Here is a 21,698-nt window from a genome sequence, read left to right as displayed (position 1 = left end):
GCGGGGTTAGTTTTAGCTCCGCTTTTCTTTGGTTTAATTTAAGATATATGAATCAAAAAACAATTTCAGAAATCCGTCAACTCTTTGAAGGTCAAGGAGATGGCGAGTATTACGGCGAAAACGTCAGTCAGTACGAACACGCCGCCCAAGCTGCCATTCTGGCCGAACGACAAGGCTACGATGAAGAAGTACAAATTGCTGCCTTTTTGCATGATATAGGACATTTATTCCCTGCCGAAACCGAAGAGGAATTAATGGAAGTTTACGGCCGAAAAGACCATGAATCAGTAGCGGCTGATTGGCTTCGTGAACGAGGTTTTGGTGAGAAAATAGCTGTTTTGGTTGAAAACCATGTAAATGCAAAGCGGTATCTGACATATATTGATGAAGATTATTACGAGGCTCTTTCGGAGGCGAGTAAGCAAACGTTGATGTTTCAAGGTGGAAGAATGACCAAAAATGAAGCAGAAAATTTTGAACAAAATCCTTATTTTGAACTTATTATAAAAATGCGACGCTGGGACGAAGCTGCCAAAGTTGAAGCCATGCAGTTGCCAACCTTAGACCACTTCATGAATCTTATAAACATCTATTTATCAAACAAATGAAAAAAACATTCCTACTCATACTACTTAGTTTTTCGGTATTTGCCCAAAACAAAACCGAGAATATTTTCATCATCACAACCGATGGTTTTCGTTGGCAAGAAGTTTTTGGTGGAGTCGATACCACGATTTTGAAAGATGATAAATTCGTGAGAAATCGTGATAGAATCAAAAATAATTTTGTTGGAAAAACTGCGGAAGAAAGCCGTCAGAAACTGATGCCATTTATGTGGAATACAGTAGTCAAAGAAGGCCAACTTTATGGCAATCGTTGGGCAGGAAATAAAGTAAATGTCATGAACCCTTATTGGTTTTCGTATCCTGGTTATAACGAAATTTTGAGCGGTTATGCCGATGACAGCATTAATTCAAATGATAAAAAGTATAATAAAAATATGACCGTTTTGGAGTTCCTGAATAACCAACCAAAATTAAAAAATAAGGTGGCAGCTTATACCACATGGGACGCTTTTCCGTATATTATTAATGATAGGCGTAGTGGTATTCCTGTAAATTCAGCCAAAGATTTAGTAAAAGGAAATTTGACCCAAAAAGAAGAGTTATTGAATGAGATTTTGAAAAATTATCCAAGTCTCGCCAGCGACCGTCATGATTTCATTACCTACTATTTAGCCAAAGAATACATCCAGAAAAATAAACCAAAAGTGTTCTTTTTATCATTTGACGAAACAGATGAATTTGCCCACGAAGGAAAATACGATGAATACCTTTTTGCTGCTAATACTGCTGATAGATTTATCGGAGATTTGTGGAGTTATTGCCAGTCAACCCCTGAATATAAAGGGAAAACCACATTTTTGATTTTAACCGACCACGGACGAGGCGATAAAAACAAATCACAATGGACAAGCCACGGGCAAAAAGTAGCCGATTGTTACCAAATTTGGATGGCCGCCATTGGACCAGATACACCTGCTTTGGGCGAAGTAAAAACGGAAGGGCAATTATTTCAAAATCAGATTGCTAAGACGGCAGCGAAGCTGCTGGGGTATGAGTTCTCGAATGCTTCAACAACTGAAAATAAGCCAACAGGGAAATTTATTTCAAGTATTTTTAAATAAAAAGTTACATTTCATGGTATGATTTAGGTGTTTTCATACCATGAAATACTAATATTTAAACATTACTTCCTAAATTGCCTACGAATAGCGTTAGAAACAAAAATTGAGTTAGCATTTTGCAGCCAAACAGCCCTATAAATAACCGAACATTTATTATTTCGTGTGCATTAGAATTATTTGCACAGCGTGGTTATGATGCTGTTTCTGTTCGTGAAATCACCGAAATGGCTAAAATTTCTAAGCCAACACTCTACCACTATTTTGGTAGTAAAGAAGGTTTACTTACGGCTATTATTTCCGAAAACTTCACCCCATTTCTTTCTCAACTCAGCACTGCTACCGACTACATTGGCGATTTGCCACTTTCTTTAGAAAAAGTAGTTGATGTTTATTTCAATTTTGCAGAGCAAAAGCCCATTTGCTACCGACTTCTGCTCACTTTAGAAAATCTGCCCATTGAAAGCGATGCCTATGAGGTTGCATTACCATTTCTGAATCAACAATATCAGTTATTCGAGACCTTATTTGAGTGTGCCGTAGAAAATCACGGAAACATGGCAGGCCGAAAACAACTTTATGCAATGGGCTTTCTGAGCCTTATTCATTCGGTAATTGCTCGTTTTTTACAAAATAAAACGGGCCAACTTACACCCCAGCTCAAATACGAAATTATCCGCCAATTTTCTTACGGAATTTATTCGTAATTGGCCTTGCGGCAACCATTTTTGACTTATCTACTCTCCAATCACAAAATATTTCTGCAATAAATCATTTCATTATTCAAATTATTTTTACTTTTGCATTTATATACCGAACGGTAGGTATATTTAATTTACAGAAATGAATCAACAGAATTCTTGGATTTCAAAAGCTATTTTTTATCATATTTATCCATTGGGGCTATGTGAGGCACCAACTTGTGGAGAGGGGTGGGGGCAGCCAGTAGAACGGCTCAATAAAATCCACGGTTGGATTCCGACCATTAAAGATTTGGGATGTAATGCCTTGTATTTAGGCCCACTGTTTGAATCAAGTACGCATGGATATGACACGGCTGATTATTATCATGTTGATAAGCGATTGGGAACTAATCAAACCTTGAAAGTTTTGAGTCAAGAATTGCACCAAAATGGTATGAAACTGGTGCTTGATGGAGTTTTTAACCATGTTGGGCGAGATTTTTGGGCATTTAGAGATTTATTGGCTAATGGTGAATCATCTCGTTTTAAAGATTGGTTTTCGGGAGTTGATTTTAATAAACATAGTCCTTTTGGCGATAATTTTAGCTATGATTGCTGGAGTGGTTATTATAGTTTGGTAAAGCTAAATCTGCGAAATGAGGAAGTTAAAAACCATATTTTCGGAGCGGTAGAAATGTGGATAAATGATTTTGGTATTGATGGACTTCGCCTTGATGTAGCCGAGGTAATGGATAAAAATTTTTTGGCCGAATTGGCCGATTTTTGCCGAAAAAAGAAACCCGATTTTTGGTTAATGGGAGAGATGATTCACGGTGATTATAACCAATTAGCTAATGACCAAATGCTTGATTCGACCACTAATTATGAAGCCTATAAGGGTTTATATTCAAGTCATAATGATGCTAATTATTACGAGATTGCCTACACTTTCAACCGACAATTTGGTGAACATGGCGTTTATAAACACTTACAACTTTATAATTTTGCCGATAACCATGACGTGAGCCGAGTAGCCAGTGTATTACGAAATGAGGCTCATCTTTTTCCGCTTCATGCTCTTTTGTATGGTATGCCAGGCATTCCATCTGTTTATTACGGAAGCGAAAGAGCAGTGCGTGGAAAGAAGGGTAAAGATGATGCTGTGCTTCGTCCATCGCTTGAGGTTTTGTTAAGCCATCTGCATCCTCCGATTTATCATTATATTCAAAAACTTGCTGCTATTCGTCAAACGAGTTTGGCACTTCAAGTGGGCAAATACAAAGAATTGCACCTTTCGCATCAACAGTTTGTATTTTTGAGATTTACAGATTCGTCCTTTGCGGTAGTGGCCGTAAATGCCGCTGAAACTAGTGTTGCACTAAAAATATCGCTTGATTTACCCGATGGTATGATACTGAAAGATGGATTAGATTCATCAAAGGCTATTACAGTAAATCAGCGTTCGATAAACATTGAAATTCCCGCATTTGGTGCGTCTATTTTCACGAATTAATACCAGCCATTGATGCCCCCAAAATATCGACCGAAATTTGATTGTTATTTTCAAAAATACTCTCAATTTCTCGCAGAAATAAAAAAGAACTACGGCTATGCCATGCCTGAAAATCAGAGCTAATATCTTGATGTTGCGGAATATAGTTTAGGAAAGCAGCCAAGTCAAATCTATTGCCTGTAATTCCTGCACCTGCACGTTTGGCATCGAGGGCGTTGCAGGCTTGTTCGTAGTGTTTCGGTACTGGAATCATCATCGTTGGTTTCCCTAAATACATTGCTTCACAGACCGACTCGAAGCCTGCCGTAGTGACCAAACCTTTGCAGTTTTGCATCATTTCTAAGAATTTTGGCCCATTTATTCGATGAAAATGCAAGTTTCTTGAATATTTAAACACTTCTGTATTTTGTGGTTTATCCCAAAAGCAATGCACCATCACTTTCGGATTTTTTGCGTGCCACTTGATGAGTTCATCTGCCAAAGTATGTTGGGTCATGTACACCAAAATATAGTTTTCGGTTGTGGGTGAAATCTGGGTGATTTCGGTGCGTAAAAGTGGTGGAATAGTGTAAATAGCTTGCTGTTCGTAATTGTTGAAAGGTGTGAATGAAAGAGCCAACTTCTTTGCTGCTCCCAAAGCTGTAATGTGTGTATTGGTGTTGACCAAAAATTTATCAAGCCAATGTTTTTTAGGGTGTTGAAAGTCAGGGTTGAGTAGTAAATATTGGTGAGCTATGCAAACCATAGGTGCTTGTGGACGAAATAAAAATTGATGGATTCCGCCCAAAACGTCATAAAAATTTATGATAACATCAGGGTTCAGTTGATTGATAGTGGTGTTAATTTTTCGGAGGCTCGAAATATATGTTTTTAGTTTTAGAATACTGCTGGTAAGGGTTTTACGAACATCAAGGCTTTTGGTTTTCTTGCAATAAACCAAGCATGGACTCGCAAATGAGAAACTTGGAAACTGAAATTTCTCGGTAAAAAAAGAAGGAACATTCTTCCCGTCGGCCGAACCAACCAATGCCCCAACCACTTGATGATTGTTTTTGCTCAATATTTCACTCAGAGCAATGGCCTGTGTTAGGTGCCCACGCCCTTCTCCTTGAATAATAAAAAGATATTTCATAAAGTCCTAAAAGAGTATTTTGCTATGTAATGCCTACTGAAAACTGGTGATAGAATACTTTACAGAGAAGCTGCAATTCTTGGTAGAACGAATTTCTCAATAGTGCCTTCGTCTTCTTCATCGTCGTCAAAATCAGTGTTTGAGGTAGAAATATCATCACTGATTGAATAGTATACCAAGCTCCATTTTCCATCAAAATCTTCAACGAGAGCCGACATAGTTTCTACCCAATCGCCTGAATTTAGGTAAGTTATGCCATTTATTTCTCTGATTGCTGGTTGGTGAATATGCCCGCAAATGATACCATCGCAACCTTTTGCTTTGGCCAAATCTGCCAGTTTTTCTTCAAAGTCGTTCACATAGCTGACTGCCATTTTTACCTTTTGCTTCACCACCTGCGAAAGCGAATAATAAGGCAAGCCACGCCATTCTCGGTAAGCATTGTAGTTTTTGTTGAGCCAAAGCAAGAAAGTATAGCCTAAATCGCCCAAGTGAGCCAGCCATTTCATGTTTGTTGTGATGCTATCAAAAACATCTCCATGAGTAATGTAGAACCTTTTATCACCCGAGTTGAGGATATAATCTCGGCGAATCTGAAACTGTTTACCCACAACTAAAGGTAGAATTTGGTCGAGAAAATCATCGTGATTTCCTCTCAAATACACCACTTTAGTATCGTGTTTGTCCATCATTTTCAGCACAACCCTAAAAAATGACGTGTGTTTTTTCTTCCAGTTACCATATTTTTTCAATGCCCAGCCATCAATTATATCACCGTTTAAGATGAGTTTTTGGCAACGGTATTGTTTCAGAAACTCGGTTACTTCTTTAGCCTTAGAGCCACTCGTACCAAGATGTATGTCGGAAAGCACTATTGTGCGAAAATGCTTGTGTTTTTTCATGCTAACAAAATACCGCAAAGAATGTAAACTGCCTATTATCAAGACGTTATGAAAATGTAAAGTTGTGTCTGTGGAGCGAAGTTCCACTTCAGTCAGAGCGTAGAAATAGCAAAAAATTAAACTTCTAATTTTATCTGATTATATTTGAGCAAAAAAAGTGACACTTCCTTATTTTGACCGACAAACAGACCTTTAAAATGCAAATTCTCAATACAATCACAGAAACACAACAATACTTAAAAGCTCAGCAAAAAGCAGGAAAAACCATTGGTTTTGTGCCTACGATGGGTGCTTTGCACGCAGGACATATTTCATTGATTGAGCGAGCAAAAGCCGAAAACGATTTGGCGGTTTGCAGTATTTTCGTAAATCCTACGCAGTTTAATAATCCCGAAGATTTGAAAAAATACCCTCGCACACTCGAACGTGACTGTGAAATGCTACTTCCAGCAGGTTGTGATGTTGTTTTTGCTCCGTCGGCCGAAGAAATGTATCCGAGTTTGCCACAACTAAAAATGGATTTCGGAACGTTGGAAACAGTTATGGAAGGTAAATTTCGACCTGGGCATTTCAATGGTGTTGGAATTGTAGTGAGTAAACTCTTCAATATAGTAAAACCCCAAAAAGCCTACTTCGGACTAAAAGACTTGCAACAAGTGGCGGTTATCAGACGAATGGTGCAAGATTTAAGTTTCGATTTAGAAATAATTCCATGTCCGACTTTGCGAGAAACCGATGGTTTGGCGATGTCGTCACGCAATACACGTCTTTCGCCCGAAGCCCGTGCTTTAGCTCCGCAGATATATAAAGCTTTAAATTTGGCTAAAGAAAAACTACAAAGTGGAGCGAGTGTAATTGAAATGCAAACGGCTGTTAATGAGCATTTTGCCAGTTTTCCAGCATTTGAATTAGAATATTTCGAGGCTGCTGATTTTGATACTTTGCTACCAATCGAAGCAAAAATTGTCGATGGAAAGACTGCTTTATGTGTTGCGGCTTTCTTGGGGGGCGTCCGTTTAATAGATAATATTGTTTTTTAGCCAAAATTCCCTTGTTATCTCTTAATTTCATGCCATGAATCGAATTAAAGAGATAATAAACCAGCCGTATATGGCCTACACTTCTGGGAGGCACAATGCTCCATTGGTTGTGTGGTCAGGCATATTTGTGTTTATATTTTTGGCGGTTTTTAAGCCTTTCGAGATTCAAGATATTACGCCTAATCAGTGGCTTTATTATGCTTTTTTGGCTGGTTATGGCTTCATTACTTCATTCTCGGTTTTAATTATGATTGAGGGAGTTGGCCGACTTTTACCAAACGTTTTCTCTGAAAAAAACTGGAAAATTAAACATGAAGTGACATTTGTTGTAAGTCTGATTTCGCTCATTACGGTTTTCAATTATTTTTATACAGTCCTTATTTCTGACCTGCCTTTTTCGTCCGAAACTTTCGTTTTTATGCTTTTTGCTACGGTTTCGGTGAGTTTTTTCCCTGCGGTGTCGTTCGTGATGTTCCGTTATGTACGGAATGTTCGGCAGTATTCTCGACCTTCAACGGTTTTAAGTGTTGAACGAAAAGAAGAAATCAAAAGAGAATTTATTGAGTTATTTGCTGAAAATCAGCGAGATAGTGTAACGCTTTCGCCCGAAAATCTGCTCTTTATTGAATCAGACGATAATTATTCGACTGTGTTTTTTACCCAACAAAACCGAATCCAGAAAAAACTCTTACGCAATACGCTCACTCGGCTTGAAGCTCAAGTAGAGTCTATTCCTACTTTGCGGAGGTGTCATCGCTCTTATTTGGTCAATCTCAAAAAAGTAAGTCGGGTTTCGGGCAATGCCCAAGGTTATCGCTTGCATTTACACGATACCGACGAGATTGTGCCAGTTTCTCGGACATATTCAAAAAATATTATTGCCGAATTGTAGCAAAAAGTGTAAATTTCTAATAAAATTCATCGAAAACTATGTTTCATAAAATTTACAAACCGCACCCCGCTTTGAGCGAATTTGTGAATAATATCATGGTTTTTCGCTTTGAATTAGACCGAAATCTGCCTCGCCCTGAGTTTTCGTTTCCACCATTGCCTGAGCAATGTCTTTATTTCTATCCGTTTGAAGCTCCCGAAAGCGAATATCTGACTACCAACAAAAAGGTAAAACTCAATCGTAGCATTTTGGTTGGCCCGCAGGTTAATAGAATCAAGCTGAAAATGCACCATTCTAATTTTACAGTGAAAGTTGGTTTTCAGCCATGTGGGTTGTATCGTTTGTTGGGGATTTCGATGAATGAATTTCCCGTTGATGAATCGTTGGATAGTACATATATTTTGGACAAAGAAATTCAGTTTATCAATGAGCAATTGGCCGAAACCCAATCACCCGATAAATTGAAAGAAATTGTTGAGCATTTTCTACTGAAAAAACTCCATAAACTGCGTAGCAGACTGCCGATAGATAGCGTTTTGCCAATGATTTTGAAAGATGGCGGACTTGTAAATGTTGATGCTATTGCCTCACAAGCCTGTGTGAGCAACCGACAGTTAGAACGCCAATTTTTGCAGCGAGTAGGGGTTTCTCCAAAGTTTTTTATTCGTCAAACTCGCTTTGCTAAGGCTTGGGTGATGAAAGAAAGCACACCTAATATCAAATGGACAACCATTGCCCACGAATGTGGCTACTTCGACCAAATGCACTTGATTCGAGATTTTAAGGCCTTCTGTGGCGTTTCTCCTTCGATTATAGAAAACGAATTTCATACAACTCCTTTTTCGCTTCGTAATCAGCTTTACTACTAAACTTGTCGTATTTGTACTATTCCAGCAACTACCCATCCGCTAATTTTGTAATCAAGAATTAAACATAAATAATTGATTATGAGAAAATTAGTTTCTTTTTGTTTCCTGATTTTATTATCAAACATACTTTTTGCTCAAGCTAAAACTCCCGACGAAATGGCAGTTGATAAGCAAGTCGATGCTTTGATTGCGAGTTGGAATAACCACAATTACGATGATATTGCCAACTACGCCACCGAAGATTGCGATTGGGTAAACGTAGTAGGTATGTGGTGGAAAAACCGCCGTGAGATTCAATACGCTCATCAAGTTTTTCATGAAGGAATGTTTAAGAATGTTACGCTAACCAAGAAAAGTGTACATTTTAGGGCTGTCACGAAAGATGTGATGGTGGTGCATTTGTTGCAGCGAGTTGGGGCTTATAGTTCGCCATCGGGTACTTTATACCCAGAAGCTGATAATTTAAAACTATTGGTTTTTGTGAAAAAAGCAGATAAATGGCTCTTAACAGCCGTAGAAAACGTGGTAGTGGTAGAGCAAGCCCAACGAAGCAATCCTGTAAATAAAATGCCGAAGCAAGATTAAAGAATGTCGATTTTTTACCACTAAAATATCCCGCTGATAGTGAAACTTTGTATCGAAATATTTATCGAACCTAATAAATCAAAAAACGATGCAACGCAGAAACTTCATTCAGGCTTCTTTGGCCGCTTTTCCAGTAATTGCGAACCCAGCAAAATTGACAGACGGAAATCGCTCCGCAAAAAGTTTTACGGTAGGAGCGGGTAAAGACCGATTTAATCAACCTATTAAGTACCGAGGTGTAAACCCCAACGATGTAAAGATTTCGAGCAAAGATACTGATGGTCAGCTATCAGTTTTTGAGTACGTTGGATTTCAAAAAATTGGACCTCAACTGCACGTTCATTTCGACCAAGACGAGATTTTTTATGTAGTAGAGGGCGAGTTTTTGTTTCAAGTAGGCGACGAACGTTCAACCTTAAAAGCGGGTGATACAATTTTCTTACCAAGGGCAGTGCCGCACACATGGTTGCAATTAACGGATAAAGGAAAGTTGGTATATTTTCTGCAACCTGCGGGAAAAATGGAAGAATTTTTCAAGAAAATGAATGAGTTGCAAGGCCCACCAACGCCCGAATTGGTTCAGCAAATTCATCAGGCACATGGCATGAAAGTAGTTGGCCCACCGATTACTTTGTAATTGAAGCTAAATTTGGTAAATTGACTAAAAAATCATAGAGCCATGCCATTTTTTTATGATTTACAGCCCAGTTTAGCTTTGCAGCAGCACGTACGGATGTATCGGTTTATGCACTTGTCATTTACCGATAGTACCTTACCGCCTGCCAAAGCGTATCCGCCTCGACCAGAAGTAACTTTGAGTTTTTATCCAAGAGACTCCGAAAAAGTAACTTATGAAGATGGTCGAGTGCTACCTTCTGTGCGGTCGGCACTCATTGGGCAGCAAAATGTGGTAAGCCACAGGCACGTAGGTAAAGATTTTCTGATGGTTCAGGTTGTGTTTCAACCTGGTGGACTGTATCGTCTGACGGGCATTCCGACGATAGATTTGAATAACCAGTATTTTGATGCAGAAGCGGTTTTGGGCAATGGAGCAAAGGCTTTGAACGAACGTCTGAGCAGTATCGAAGATTACCCAAAGATGATTCCAGTTGTAGAAGAGTTTTTGTTGGGTTTGCTCAAAAAATCAGCCTACGAAATTCGCCCGATTGATAAAGTGGGAATTGCTATGCTTCAAAATGTCAATAGTTATTCGCTCGATTGGTTGGCAAAAGAAGCATGCTTGAGTGCCAAACAATTTGAACGAAATTTCAATGAACGTATCGGTATCAACCCAAAATATTTTGCTCGTATCATTCGATTCGATAAGGTTTTTAGAATGAAAAATGCCTTCCCGAATAAAGATTGGCTCAGCATCGCTCTCGATTGTGGGTACTATGATTACCAACATTTAGTGCGAGATTATAAAGAGTTTACTGGAATGACTCCCGCCAGTTTTTATATGCAAGATACCCAATCGCCCGAGCGTAAGTTTGGAATTGTCGAAGTCTGATTCTGTGCCTTTGTTGTTTACCCCAATTCGTGTAGTCTGCCCCTTTTTGCTTTTTAAGCCTTGTTTTAGCTGCTAATTTTGACTTAAACCCTACGTAATGACCGTGAATGTGTCATGAAGTAGGGGTACTAAACTTTTGTCTGTGAGTATTCAAAAACACAAATTGTGAACGCATAAAATCATAATTTTTTATACCATGAAAAAAATAATACTATTCTCATTAATGATTGCGGTGGGGTTTGAGGGATTCGCTCAGAGTGTCGAACTTCGCCCCAGTCAAGGAATCTCTGTTCCGCAATTTACTACGGCATTTATTGATGCCCTCACTAATCAGCCAAAGGGTACAGTTGTGTTTGATAAAGATTTAAATGTGATGAAATACTGGAATGGCACAGCATGGATAAGCCTTAAAACTGGTGGTGTTGGCTGGGTCGAAAACGGTATCAATCTTGAAAATACAAATACTGGAAATGTTGGAATTGGGTTAAGTAATCCTTCATTCAAACTTGAGGTCAATGGTGATGCAAAATTCTCTGCTCCTGCACTATCTTATAATAGCCTTTTAGGCGACTACTTTGGTGGAAGTATGACAATCAATAATTCTACAGGTGATGCGGCATACACAAAATTAGATGGCAATAAAATTCAGAGTTTTGCCCGAAACCTTTTAAATAGTTCTCCAAGTAAATTAGTCTTAAACCCCTTTGGAGGGAATGTGGGTATTGGAACCAACTTTACACCTGAATACAAGCTCCATTTGTACTCGACAGGCGAGCAACTAATCAAAGTTGATGGTACAAATAGTTTAATGATTTTTAATGACCGTATTTCCAATGCTCAGTATGGTTTCTTACGAGCATGGACGAATAACCCATTTAATCCAGCTGGATATTATGGTTTAGAAATTGGTGTACCGCCAATAGTTGGGGGCGACCCAGCAAAAAGACTGATGTTTTCGACAAATTATGCCTTACGAATGGTAATTATGGACGATGGTAAAGTAGGTATCAATAATTCTACACCAGCTTATAATCTTGATATAACTGGTAATGCTGCTATCAGAGGTACTTCCTATTTCAATCATTTTAACTATGGTGCGAATCAGGATACTTACATCAGAGGAGGTAAAAATGGCTCAAATGTAATCATTAGTGATGTGGAAGCTGGAGGAAAAGTGGGTATCGGGCGTTATCCGACGCTTTACAAATTGGAAGTAAATGGTACGATGAAAGCCAATGAAGTGATTGTAGAAACAGGTTGGGCCGATTATGTTTTTGATGAAAAATTTAGGTTGAAACCACTTTCAGAAGTAGCAAGATTTATCAATGAAAATAAGCATCTACCCGATGTGCCAAGTGCTGAGGAGATTCAGAAAAACGGAGTAAAACTGGCAGAGTTAACAACAAAAATGATGCAAAAAATCGAAGAGTTGACTCTCTATGTAATTGAGCAAAATACTGAAATTGAGCAACTCAAAAAGCAAGTTAAAACACTAAAATAAGGAGATAAGCATGAAAAAGGTAATCTTTTTACTATTTTTTGCCAATGCAATTTTAGTAAACGCTCAAGAAAAACCAAGAGTTTGTGGTACTAAAACGCCTACAATACCTTACAGAATTTCGAGTAAAAATATGCAAACGTTTTTACTGAAAGAAGCCCAATTAACCGCTCCATTGTGCATAAAACTATATTTTACAGTATTTGCCGAAAACAATGGTAGTAGCCGTGCTACCCTTGACTCTGAAATTTACAGACAACTACAAAATACTTTCAATCAGTATGCACCACATGGTATTTGCTTCGTATTGGGTGGTATCAGACAAATTAATAATAGTGACCTCAATTTTCAGGATATAGATACTGAAGAAAGTGAACTTGACCCATACAGAGTTGCGGGGTATCTGAATGTATTTGTTCATTTAAATTTGGTTGCTGGACAAACTCAATTGAATGGAACTGCCTATAATATACCCAATAATAGTGCATATATAAGCTTAGTGGGTAGTGTTTTAGACGAACCTAATAGCGAAAATATATCTACAATGGCACACGAATTGGGTCATGTGTTTGGCTTGTATCATACATTTGAAACATCTTTTGGAGCAGAAAGTGTATCGAGAACAAATGCGTGTAAAGATTGTGAATTCGATGGTGATTTTCTTTGTAGCACGCCTGCCGACCCCGACGATAATAATGGTTATTTGGCGACGAATACCTCTGACTGTGTATATACTGGTACAAAGTTGGATGAATGTAATACTCCATATATGCCAGATGTTAGCAATATTATGGCTTATGGGGTTAGGGCATGCCGAAATAATTTCACAACCGAACAAGGCGATAGGATGAGATATGTTTTGACAAATACTCTTGGGTTCTTTTTTATTACTGCACAAGAAACCTATACCGAACTCGGGAGCCAAACTTATTCGACTGGGGTTACAACAGGAATCAGCCGTGATTTGTATCGCATATTTCCGAATGGAGGTAATTTTATCGTAAACGGTACTGCCAATTTTACGTTGCAATCAAAAAAAATACTCATTAACTCCAACACTCGTTTTTCGCCAAGCAATGGTGGAAGAGTTAATTTAAAACCAAACCCATATTGTAATTAGATGAACAAAATAATTCTATTATTACTCTTTGGGCAAATGGTTTTCGCCCAATCTTCCACGATTTCGAGCCATAATTTGCAGATTCCAAGCCTTTCAAGTTCGCAGATTCAAGCTATTGTTTCTCCACAAAAAGGCATGATAGTTTTTGATTATGAACTGAAAACCTTACGCACCTTTGATGGTACAGAATGGGGAAGTGGAAATGCACAAAGCTCCAATTTTGAAAGTCAAAATATGGCACTTTTCAGAGGAAATGCCAACAATAACGATAATGTTTTTGATATGAAAACCGATGCCAACGGCAATGTATATGTGCTGACAACCTACCGTGGTACGGTAACTTATGGCAGTCAGACGTTTACCAATAGCCACCCGATTGCTTCTTATGTGGCTTTGGTGAAATTTAACGCCGATGGGCAAATACTTTGGGCAAATGATTTGGGAAATGGTACGAGCTATGGGCCTTTGTCAATCGACAATGCTGGAAATGTATTTGTGGGAGGTAATAAGTTTTTGGCAAATGGTTTACGTGATAATACCAATGATTTACCTTTTTCTAAGCCAACTTTCGCTCCAAACGGCAATGTCTATGGCTATCAAAGAATCGAAGGTTATAGCCAAACTATCAATAATATTACTTTTGGTTGTCCAAATGGCACTAATCCACCCAACAATAATGGAGTATTTGCCTACGATGCCAACAAAAACCTACTTTGGGTAAAACATGCCTGTGCTGGCGATATTTTTATTGATGGAACGTTTACCGATGCTGCCAATAATTGCTATTTCACAGGCTACTTTTATAGTGGAAGTTTTGATTTTTCGGGCGGAACAGACCCTACTGCTGTCCTTTCTACTACCAATCGAAAGCATTTTGTGGGTAAAATTTCTGCCAATGGTACTTTTCAATGGATAAAAACATTTCAAAACCTTAAAGCTAATGCTATTGATGATGCTATTACGCATGTCTCACTTCACAGAATTGATGCCGAAGGTAATCTGATTCTTTTGGTGGGTTTCAATGCCAATCACCTTTATTACAACGAGAGCGTAATTGTAAACAACAATTCTTGCGTAAGTCCTCAAAACTATATTGCTTATGGAAATGCAATCGAGCTTAAAATCAATGCTTCAAATGGTTCTTTGAATTCAACTCAACAAGGTTTTTCCAATTCAGGGTATTATTCAGAGCAACAAACCATGATTACGAACGATAATATCTACAATATAAAAGCTTTGCCCTGCCCATTGACTAATGAGGTTTGTCCACCTATTCTCCCACAAGCCATTATTCTCAAACGAAATAAAGCCAATGAGGTAATTTGGACAACCAAAACAAAGGCAACACTCAATGCAATCGCCACTGGCAAAGGAAAATCGGTCTGGATTGCAGGAAGTTTTACGACTGGGAACCTCACCTTTGGTTCGGTTTCGCTTACTACTTCCCAAGCAAACTCTATGTTTTTGCTGAGAATAAAAGAATAAATGCCATGAAAAAATTATTGATATATCTGACATTAAACATCATAATAAGCTCCCTCATCGGGGGCTGGGGCGACCGACGCTTCGGGGCTTTCGGACAGAGTACGTTTACGCCCAATAATATGCGTTTGCCGAGCCTGACGAGTAACCAAGTTTTGGCAATCAGTTCACCGCAAAAAGGCATGATGGTTTTCGATACTGATGCCAAATGTATTAAATATTTCAACAGCACCGAATGGATTTGTACGAGTTCTACCAAAGGCATCACACCGAGCAACCAATCAGCCAAGCGAATCGGGAATAATTCAAACGATGACATTGGAGTAAGCATAGCCACCGATGCCGCTGGAAATGTTTACGTTGGGGGAAGTTTTTATGCAACCGCCACTTATGGAAGCTATAATTTTACTTCTTACGATGCCGTGCTTCAACAATATACTGAAGGCGTGTTCATCATCAAATTTTCACCAGAAGGCAGTATTCTTTGGGCAGTTTCGGAAGCAGGGGCTTCGATGATAGATTTGGAAGTAGATGCCTATGGAAATATCTATTTTGCTTATTATCAGCAATATGCAACCTCGCCTAATAATATTGTTCATGTAAACCGTATTCAACGACGCAACGCCAACGGTACTTATGGTTGGCGAGTAGATTATACCGATTTTGTACAAGTAAAAGAAATCGGAGTAACCAACGGACTCATGATTTTTGTGACAGGAGTTTATACCACTTCTACGGCTTTCAATACCACAACTTTAAATCATATCGGGCAAGATGATATTTTTATTCTGAAACTTTCGTCGATTGATGGTAGCGAAATTTGGGCAAAAAGAGCGGGGGGAATTGCCAACGACCGACCCGAAAGCCTCGAAGTAGAAGGCGAAAATTTTTATATTACAGGCAGCACTAATGGCTCGGCTAACTTTGGCAACAATGCCACGACTAATAATGTAACTGCCATACTCCAAAATGATGCCTTTATCGTAAAATATGATACCAATGGCAACGCACTTTGGCAAAACCGAATAGGTGGAAACAGCGATGATATTGGCCGAGACGTAGCCACTGATAGTCAAGGGAATGTCTTTTTAGTTGGAACTTACGGAGGTGCTACTTTATCGGTCGATAATTACGCAAATACTACCCAAGACCCCGATGGTTTGGCAAGAGGGGCATTCATCGCCAAATTTTCATCGGCTGGGGTTTTAGCTTGGCTCAATCACGCAGGGCGAACGAATGAAGATGGTGTAATTTATTTGAATATCTCGGCCAATAATTCGGGAAATTGTGTGGTGGCGGGAGCTTTTCAGAAATGCGTTAGTTTTGGTACAAACGACCTTACTACGGTTGGGAAATTAGATATTTTCATTGCCAAATATGACTCCGAAGGAAAAATTGATTGGATAACAAAAGGAGGAGGAGCCAACAACGACCGATGTCTGAGCATCGCTTACACACCCAGCGGAATCTATGCTACTGGCTATTTCTTGCAGTCGGCTTCTTTCGGTGGCACATTATTGACCTCTACAAGTGGCTCGCAAAGAGGATTTTATCTCTACAAAATCAAAGAATAAAACCATGAAAAAACTGACATTAATTTTGTTTTTAGGTAGCTTTCTGGCTCCCCCATTGGGGGCGGGGGGGGCTTTTGCACAGTCCATCACCATTACACCTGGAAGTGCAGGGAACATTCAAATTCCGTCAATGACCATCAATCAAATCAAAGCTATTGCATCACCACAAGTGGGCATGACGGTCTTTGATAACACCATTAATTGTCTAAAAATCTACGATGGTGTTTCTTGGAAATGTACTAATCAAGTTCAAGGCAATAACTCCCCGATTCTTACGCCTCAAAAAATGGGAGGAAATAGTAATAATAACGAAAAAGGCTACGAAGTTTATACCGATGCCAATAATAATATGTATCTCGCTGGTACATTTTTTCAATCGGCAGCCATTGGCGATACCACTCTGACAGCCACGAATGTCGATGCGTTTATTTCTAAATATAATGCAAGCGGGCAACGCCTTTGGACACGGAAACTGGGCGTAAGTCAAAGTGCCGAAGGTATGGCTATCGCCGTAGATAATGCAGGAAATGTTTATTTTTCTGGAAATTTCAATGGTTCATTTACTTTAAACGGAAATACCCTTAATTCGCTTGGAGAAAATAATTTTTTCTTGATAAAATATAATGCCAATGGCATTGTGCAATGGTCGAGAAAAGGTGGAGCATCGCCATACACTTACGATAATAAAACCTTTGGTTATGGATTAGCAATTGATGCTTCTGGTAATATTTATGCCAGCGGTACATTCAGAGGAACATCCGTCTTCGGTAGTCTTTCGCTAACTTCTGTTTCATCAAATGCTAATGTCTATGATGATATTTTCTTGGTTAAATACAACTCTTCGGGAGCTGAACAATGGACCAGAAGAGCAGGTGGAAACAGCCACGATGCAGGCCGAAAAGTAGCGGTGAATGGTAGTTATGTGTATATAACGGGTATGTATGTTAGTCCAGCCGATTTTGGCGGAAATACCATAACGGGTAATAATCAATCCGATGGATTTGTGGCAAAATATGATTTGAATGGCACTTATCAATCGGTTTTTCGTACACAGTCGGTGGCGGGTTACTCTAATATTGTGAATGATATTGCCTTCGATGCTGCTGGTAATCAGTACATTACGGGAACTTATGCCTACGGTGCCACTTTTGGCAATGGCATTACACTTACGCCAAACTTGAATGATTACGGTAATTTTTTTTTGGCCAAATTCAATAGTTCGGGTGTGGCTCAATGGGCTAAGCAAACAAACGGAAACGGTGAAGAAGAAGGCCGAAGCATAGCGGTTGATGCCAGCGGAAACGTCTATGTAGCAGCCAATTATACATTCGCACCTTCATTAGATGGCTATATGATTGTGCCTACGCCGAATGGTAATAGAGATATTTTTTACGCCAAATACAGTTCGGGTGGAGAACTTCAATGGTTCAAAAAATCGGGAGGAGAATACGATGAAAGTGCCAACGCCATTGCCGTAGATGGATTTGGGAATCTTTACGCAACGGGTTTTTTCAGAGGAATTGCCTTTTTTGATGAGCAGTATTTACAAGCCAATAATTACTCAAATCTCAGTCCTTCGGGAGAAGATATATTTCTATTAAGGATTTTTGAATAAGTATTAAAAAATGAATTAAAACCATGAAAATCAAATATTTATATACATTCTTGTGCTTGTTTATTGCAATCAATACCCAAGCTCAATTTGCCAATGTGGCTCAAAACAATGTGCAAGTTCCGCAGCTAACAAACAGTCAGTTGGCGGCTATTCCATCACCACAAAAAGGAATGCTGGCCTATAATCTAAGCACCAATTGTCTGAGTTTTTATGATGGTAGCCAGTGGAAATGCTCCGATATTGCCAAAAGTAGTTCGGTTGCCAAAGCCACTATTTCTCAGCCAATTACGGGAGGTTTTTTGCATTATACCCATGGTTTGGCGGCCGATAATGACTTTACTTATATAGCTGGCTCATTTTCTGGCTCAACGATTACGCTCTGCGATACCACACTCACAGCTTCGGGTTCGTTGAATATGTATTTTGCCAAACTCAACTCAAAAGGCTGTTTGGTTTGGGCAAAAGCTTTCGGAACGAGTAGTTGGAACGAAGCTTACGATATTGCAACCGATGCCAGCGGAAATGTTTACGTAACTGGTCATTTTTCGGGAACTGTCAATTTTGGAAATGGCAATCTAACTTCGGCAGGAGGCTCTGATATTTTTGTGGCAAAATATAGTTCAACAGGTGTTTTACAGTGGGTTCAAAAGGGTGGGAGTAACGATTCAAACTTTGAGTACGGTTACGGAATCGCCCTTGATGGTAGCCAAAATGTGTATATCGTTGGCTCGTTTAGAGGAACTGCGAATTTTGGAGCTAATGCTCGCACCTCAGCAGGCGATGAAGATATTTTTGTGGCAAAATATGATAATACTGGTACTATTCAATGGGTAAATGCCTACGGTGGTACTTACAAAGACTTCGCTCGAGATATTGCCATTAACTCAACAAACGATGTTTTTGTGGCAGGAAATTTCAGTAGTTCGTTTAACTATGCAGGCACAGCCATTACGCCCCCGTTTGTAGGTACTTCCGATGCTTTTATTGCCAAACACAACACCAGCGGAACGGTTTCATGGGTGAAACGTGGCGGCGGAAACTATGCCGATACGGGCAATGCTGTTGCGGTTGATGGTTCTGGGAATGCCTATTTGGCGGGAGGTTTTGCCGATGTAGCCACTTTCGGTACAACAAATATCACGGCTACGAACAGTTATTTAGATGCCTATATCGCAAAATTTAATTCGGCAGGAGCGAGCCAATGGGTCATAAAAGCAGGTGGTCAAGTAGATGACGAAGCAAGAGGAATTTTTATTGATGCCAACGGAAATATTTATCAAACTGGCTATTATACAGGAACTGTCTTTTTCAGTACAAAACCACTAAATCCCTTCGGCACAAAAGATTATTTTATTGCCAAATATGACAATACAGGAGCTTTTCAATGGGTAAAAAATGGTGGAAGCACAGCCGATGATATTGGCTCGAAAGTCGTTAAAAATGGTACCAAACTCAATGTCTTTGGAACGTTTTCAGTTACAGGTTTTTTTGATAAAAATGTGATTATTTCGAGCAGTGGAAACGCTAATACTTTTTTACAGAAAATTGAAGAATGAAACTTTTAAAATCAAGAATCTTATGAAAAGCTTAATGTTATTGTGCCTTATTTGTGGTTTTATGCCCGCTTTTTCTCAGAATATTGTGGGAACTTGGAAACGTACATCTTCGATTTTGGAGTATGTCGATGGCAAAACTGATGATTTGCAAAAGAATTTATCGGTAGCCTTTCCGTGCAGTGCGGATATAAAATATGTTTTTGAGAGTGGCGGAAAACACTACATGATTTTACCGAAAGGCTGCGAGTCTTTTCCGAAAATTGAAGCCAACTGGACGCAAACAGGTAATAAATTCTTTATTAGTCAGAAAGTAGGAAAAACAACTACGGATACGAACTATGAGCTAAGTTTTTCTGGCAAAACCATGACAATGACGCACACCTATACTCCCGCCGAAGGACTGAATAAAACCAAAAGATTAGTTATAAAATACGAACGAATATAGATGAGATAGGCTCGCTTTACAAAAACTTTAATTGTGTAAAGTTGTAAATATGCTTAGATTTAGGAATTTTACTTAACTACGCTATTTATATGAAATTAGCTTACTTTCTAACGGCCTTGTTTTTAACTATATTGTTTGCTCTTGTGTTTGGTGTTGTGGGTGTTGTTGGTTATTATGTAAGCTATAAAACCGATAGCAGAGCGTATCCGTGGGCTTATAGTTTTGATGAAAACAAACCCTTATTGGTGGGCAAATGGTCAGGAAAGTTTATGGAACCTGATAGTATGGAAAAAAAAGTAAGTTTAGAAATATATGAGCCATATACTAAGCTTGAACGCATTTTTTACAGTATTGGCTTGCCCTACAAAAGACGTTTGTATATCGAAACCGATAAATTTGATGGCTTGCTGAGAATCGAAAATAAGTTTCGTAAAGAAGAACAATATAAAGTGAGAGGCTCTTTGAATACAAAAAATATACAGTTGTTTGATTTTCATTTGCTTGCTAATGTGAAAGAGACGTTACCATATCATTATTCGTTTCTTTTTACTGAGGGTTTCTGGAAAAAAAATGAAATGAGTTTTGTCATAACAATCGTTTTTCGTAAAAGCATAACACCCAATAACCTAAAAAATCAAGAACCTTTTCTGAGCAAAAAAGTAAGGGTTTCATTGAATCGGGTTTGATGAATATGGTCTTAAATTTTCATGGTAGTAACACTAAAAAAGTCGGACATTCGCCCGACTCTTTTGTTTTTTTGATGACCTAAAATCTTATCGTATCGTTGAGAAATCTGTTGGAGTCATGTAAATAGACTCTACTTTTTCTACGATTTTGCCGTTTTTTTCCGACTCGTCACGTACTTTTATCCATTTTTCATCTTTTCTGAAAGCATCAAAAGAAGCTTTTCCTGCTTCTTCGCTTTTGTGAGCCAAGATATAAACCAATCTCGATTGTGTACCTTCTTTCTCGATACTTTTCCAGTAAGCAATGTTTTCCATGCCGTGTTTCTTGAAAAGTTTCGTAGTGTGGTTTCTGAAACGAGCTAATACATTATCAATATTATTTGGTGTACCAGTATAGATTCTTAGCTCAAACATACGTTCTGGATTTTTTACTTTTCCTTTGATTTTTGGCGAAAAATCAGTGGCATTCATAAAAATTGACTCAACTTTGGCTACAATTTTGCCATCTCTTTGCGACTCTTCGCTTACTTTTTTCCATTCTGGGTCAGCACCAAAAGCTTTCCACGAAGCATCACGAGCTTCTTTGCTTGGGTAAGCTAATACATAATACAAAGCATTTTTATCGTTTTGCACAGGCACCCAATAGCCGATATTTGTCATGCCGTGGCGTTCAAAAATTTTGGTAGTATGGTCTCTGAAACGAGTCAATAAATTAGGTAAACGGCCTGGCTCGCAGTAGTATATACGCATTTCAAAATACCGATTATCTTGTTTTTGTGCAAATAAAAAATTGCCGATACTCATCAGAGCAACCAATAGAAGTAGTTTTTTCATTGTTTTTAATTGAAGGGTTGAATTTTACTTAGCAAAGGTATTTCTTAGAACAATAGCTTGATGGTTTTTGTTGGATTT

General features: G+C 38.7%; 21 protein-coding genes. 18 read left to right on the top strand and 3 right to left on the bottom strand.

The window, feature by feature from the left end:
- The first annotated feature begins 47 nt into the window (after positions 1 to 47).
- The 4 genes from IEX65_RS02515 to IEX65_RS02500 all read left to right on the top strand — a co-directional run bounded on the left by IEX65_RS02515 (position 48) and on the right by IEX65_RS02500 (position 3,880).
- Positions 48 to 608, top strand: a complete 561-nt coding sequence (locus IEX65_RS02515) for a phosphonate degradation HD-domain oxygenase (RefSeq protein WP_188764323.1) — start codon at positions 48 to 50, stop codon at positions 606 to 608.
- The gene (locus IEX65_RS02510; RefSeq protein ID WP_188764321.1) at positions 605 to 1,687 is read left to right on the top strand and encodes an alkaline phosphatase family protein; all 1,083 of its coding nucleotides are present in this window, start codon (positions 605 to 607) and stop codon (positions 1,685 to 1,687) included. The genes IEX65_RS02515 and IEX65_RS02510 overlap by 4 nt, the downstream gene beginning before the upstream one ends.
- Before the next feature lie 116 nt (positions 1,688 to 1,803).
- A complete protein-coding gene (locus IEX65_RS02505) occupies positions 1,804 to 2,391 on the top strand; it encodes a TetR/AcrR family transcriptional regulator (protein WP_188764319.1) in 588 nt (195 codons plus the stop codon).
- A 136-nt stretch (positions 2,392 to 2,527) separates the two neighbouring features.
- Positions 2,528 to 3,880, top strand: a complete 1,353-nt coding sequence (locus IEX65_RS02500) for an alpha-amylase family glycosyl hydrolase (protein WP_188764317.1) — start codon at positions 2,528 to 2,530, stop codon at positions 3,878 to 3,880.
- Here IEX65_RS02500 and IEX65_RS02495 read toward each other — a convergent pair.
- Both IEX65_RS02495 and IEX65_RS02490 read right to left on the bottom strand, forming a co-directional pair.
- Positions 3,870 to 5,012, bottom strand: coding sequence for a glycosyltransferase family protein (locus IEX65_RS02495; protein WP_188764315.1), 1,143 nt, complete (start codon positions 5,010 to 5,012; stop codon positions 3,870 to 3,872). The two genes, IEX65_RS02500 and IEX65_RS02495, sit on opposite strands and share 11 nt — an antisense overlap.
- A gap of 59 nt (positions 5,013 to 5,071) precedes the next feature.
- Entirely contained in the window at positions 5,072 to 5,914 is an 843-nt protein-coding gene (locus tag IEX65_RS02490; RefSeq protein ID WP_188764313.1) for a UDP-2,3-diacylglucosamine diphosphatase, read from the bottom strand.
- Between the two features lie 197 nt (positions 5,915 to 6,111).
- On the opposite strand from IEX65_RS02490, the gene panC reads away from it, so the two are divergent.
- The 14 genes from panC (at position 6,112) to IEX65_RS02420 (ending at position 20,786) form a co-directional block, all read left to right on the top strand.
- The gene (gene panC / locus IEX65_RS02485) at positions 6,112 to 6,954 is read left to right on the top strand and encodes a pantoate--beta-alanine ligase (protein ID WP_188764311.1); all 843 of its coding nucleotides are present in this window, start codon (positions 6,112 to 6,114) and stop codon (positions 6,952 to 6,954) included.
- 34 nt (positions 6,955 to 6,988) lie between these two features.
- On the top strand, positions 6,989 to 7,846 hold the full coding sequence (locus tag IEX65_RS02480; protein WP_188764309.1) for a LytR/AlgR family response regulator transcription factor: 858 nt from the start codon (positions 6,989 to 6,991) through the stop codon (positions 7,844 to 7,846).
- 38 nt (positions 7,847 to 7,884) lie between these two features.
- Complete coding sequence (locus tag IEX65_RS02475; RefSeq protein WP_188764307.1) at positions 7,885 to 8,715, top strand: helix-turn-helix domain-containing protein; 831 nt, start codon at positions 7,885 to 7,887, stop codon at positions 8,713 to 8,715.
- 78 nt (positions 8,716 to 8,793) lie between these two features.
- On the top strand, positions 8,794 to 9,300 hold the full coding sequence (locus tag IEX65_RS02470; protein ID WP_188764304.1) for an SgcJ/EcaC family oxidoreductase: 507 nt from the start codon (positions 8,794 to 8,796) through the stop codon (positions 9,298 to 9,300).
- Positions 9,301 to 9,388: 88 nt separating this feature from the next.
- Entirely contained in the window at positions 9,389 to 9,937 is a 549-nt protein-coding gene (locus IEX65_RS02465; protein WP_188764302.1) for a cupin domain-containing protein, read from the top strand.
- Positions 9,938 to 9,979: 42 nt separating this feature from the next.
- Positions 9,980 to 10,810: a helix-turn-helix domain-containing protein gene (locus IEX65_RS02460; RefSeq protein ID WP_188764300.1), complete on the top strand. Its 831-nt coding sequence runs from the start codon at positions 9,980 to 9,982 to the stop codon at positions 10,808 to 10,810.
- A gap of 196 nt (positions 10,811 to 11,006) precedes the next feature.
- Positions 11,007 to 12,311 (top strand): phage tail-like protein, encoded by a 1,305-nt coding sequence (locus IEX65_RS02455; RefSeq protein ID WP_188764298.1) that lies wholly within the window; start codon positions 11,007 to 11,009, stop codon positions 12,309 to 12,311.
- 10 nt (positions 12,312 to 12,321) lie between these two features.
- Complete coding sequence (locus tag IEX65_RS02450; protein ID WP_188764296.1) at positions 12,322 to 13,428, top strand: M43 family zinc metalloprotease; 1,107 nt, start codon at positions 12,322 to 12,324, stop codon at positions 13,426 to 13,428.
- Positions 13,429 to 14,913, top strand: coding sequence for an NHL repeat-containing protein (locus IEX65_RS02445; RefSeq protein ID WP_188764294.1), 1,485 nt, complete (start codon positions 13,429 to 13,431; stop codon positions 14,911 to 14,913).
- A 5-nt stretch (positions 14,914 to 14,918) separates the two neighbouring features.
- Positions 14,919 to 16,484 carry a phage tail-like protein gene (locus IEX65_RS02440; RefSeq protein ID WP_188764292.1) on the top strand — a complete coding sequence of 522 codons (1,566 nt, stop codon included), beginning with the start codon at positions 14,919 to 14,921 and terminating at the stop codon, positions 16,482 to 16,484.
- Between the two features lie 4 nt (positions 16,485 to 16,488).
- Entirely contained in the window at positions 16,489 to 18,099 is a 1,611-nt protein-coding gene (locus tag IEX65_RS02435; protein ID WP_188764290.1) for an NHL repeat-containing protein, read from the top strand.
- A gap of 23 nt (positions 18,100 to 18,122) precedes the next feature.
- Positions 18,123 to 19,655: a phage tail-like protein gene (locus tag IEX65_RS02430; RefSeq protein ID WP_188764288.1), complete on the top strand. Its 1,533-nt coding sequence runs from the start codon at positions 18,123 to 18,125 to the stop codon at positions 19,653 to 19,655.
- 22 nt (positions 19,656 to 19,677) lie between these two features.
- Positions 19,678 to 20,100, top strand: coding sequence for a lipocalin family protein (locus tag IEX65_RS02425; protein ID WP_188764286.1), 423 nt, complete (start codon positions 19,678 to 19,680; stop codon positions 20,098 to 20,100).
- A gap of 89 nt (positions 20,101 to 20,189) precedes the next feature.
- Positions 20,190 to 20,786, top strand: a complete 597-nt coding sequence (locus IEX65_RS02420; protein WP_188764284.1) for a hypothetical protein — start codon at positions 20,190 to 20,192, stop codon at positions 20,784 to 20,786.
- 87 nt (positions 20,787 to 20,873) lie between these two features.
- Here IEX65_RS02420 and IEX65_RS02415 read toward each other — a convergent pair whose 3' ends face one another.
- Entirely contained in the window at positions 20,874 to 21,620 is a 747-nt protein-coding gene (locus tag IEX65_RS02415) for an NIPSNAP family protein (protein ID WP_188764282.1), read from the bottom strand.
- Between the last annotated feature and the right edge of the window lie 78 nt (positions 21,621 to 21,698).

Source organism: Emticicia aquatilis (assembly GCF_014644295.1).
In the GTDB taxonomy this organism is placed as follows: domain Bacteria; phylum Bacteroidota; class Bacteroidia; order Cytophagales; family Spirosomataceae; genus Emticicia; species Emticicia aquatilis.
Note: the sequence above shows the minus strand (reverse complement) of the source record. Positions and strands in the feature narration are given on the sequence as shown.

Excerpts from the sequence above, each read along its gene's own strand:
- IEX65_RS02515 (WP_188764323.1), top strand. The coding sequence starts at position 48 with ATGAATCAAAAAACAATTTCAGAAATCCGTCAACTCTTTGAAGGTCAA.
- IEX65_RS02510 (WP_188764321.1), top strand. The coding sequence starts at position 605 with ATGAAAAAAACATTCCTACTCATACTACTTAGTTTTTCGGTATTTGCC.
- IEX65_RS02500 (WP_188764317.1), top strand. The coding sequence starts at position 2,528 with ATGAATCAACAGAATTCTTGGATTTCAAAAGCTATTTTTTATCATATT.
- IEX65_RS02495 (WP_188764315.1), bottom strand. The coding sequence starts at position 5,012 with ATGAAATATCTTTTTATTATTCAAGGAGAAGGGCGTGGGCACCTAACA.
- IEX65_RS02490 (WP_188764313.1), bottom strand. The coding sequence starts at position 5,914 with ATGAAAAAACACAAGCATTTTCGCACAATAGTGCTTTCCGACATACAT.
- panC (WP_188764311.1), top strand. The coding sequence starts at position 6,112 with ATGCAAATTCTCAATACAATCACAGAAACACAACAATACTTAAAAGCT.
- IEX65_RS02480 (WP_188764309.1), top strand. The coding sequence starts at position 6,989 with ATGAATCGAATTAAAGAGATAATAAACCAGCCGTATATGGCCTACACT.
- IEX65_RS02475 (WP_188764307.1), top strand. The coding sequence starts at position 7,885 with ATGTTTCATAAAATTTACAAACCGCACCCCGCTTTGAGCGAATTTGTG.
- IEX65_RS02470 (WP_188764304.1), top strand. The coding sequence starts at position 8,794 with ATGAGAAAATTAGTTTCTTTTTGTTTCCTGATTTTATTATCAAACATA.
- IEX65_RS02465 (WP_188764302.1), top strand. The coding sequence starts at position 9,389 with ATGCAACGCAGAAACTTCATTCAGGCTTCTTTGGCCGCTTTTCCAGTA.
- IEX65_RS02460 (WP_188764300.1), top strand. The coding sequence starts at position 9,980 with ATGCCATTTTTTTATGATTTACAGCCCAGTTTAGCTTTGCAGCAGCAC.
- IEX65_RS02455 (WP_188764298.1), top strand. The coding sequence starts at position 11,007 with ATGAAAAAAATAATACTATTCTCATTAATGATTGCGGTGGGGTTTGAG.
- IEX65_RS02450 (WP_188764296.1), top strand. The coding sequence starts at position 12,322 with ATGAAAAAGGTAATCTTTTTACTATTTTTTGCCAATGCAATTTTAGTA.
- IEX65_RS02445 (WP_188764294.1), top strand. The coding sequence starts at position 13,429 with ATGAACAAAATAATTCTATTATTACTCTTTGGGCAAATGGTTTTCGCC.
- IEX65_RS02440 (WP_188764292.1), top strand. The coding sequence starts at position 14,919 with ATGAAAAAATTATTGATATATCTGACATTAAACATCATAATAAGCTCC.
- IEX65_RS02435 (WP_188764290.1), top strand. The coding sequence starts at position 16,489 with ATGAAAAAACTGACATTAATTTTGTTTTTAGGTAGCTTTCTGGCTCCC.
- IEX65_RS02430 (WP_188764288.1), top strand. The coding sequence starts at position 18,123 with ATGAAAATCAAATATTTATATACATTCTTGTGCTTGTTTATTGCAATC.
- IEX65_RS02425 (WP_188764286.1), top strand. The coding sequence starts at position 19,678 with ATGAAAAGCTTAATGTTATTGTGCCTTATTTGTGGTTTTATGCCCGCT.
- IEX65_RS02420 (WP_188764284.1), top strand. The coding sequence starts at position 20,190 with ATGAAATTAGCTTACTTTCTAACGGCCTTGTTTTTAACTATATTGTTT.
- IEX65_RS02415 (WP_188764282.1), bottom strand. The coding sequence starts at position 21,620 with ATGAAAAAACTACTTCTATTGGTTGCTCTGATGAGTATCGGCAATTTT.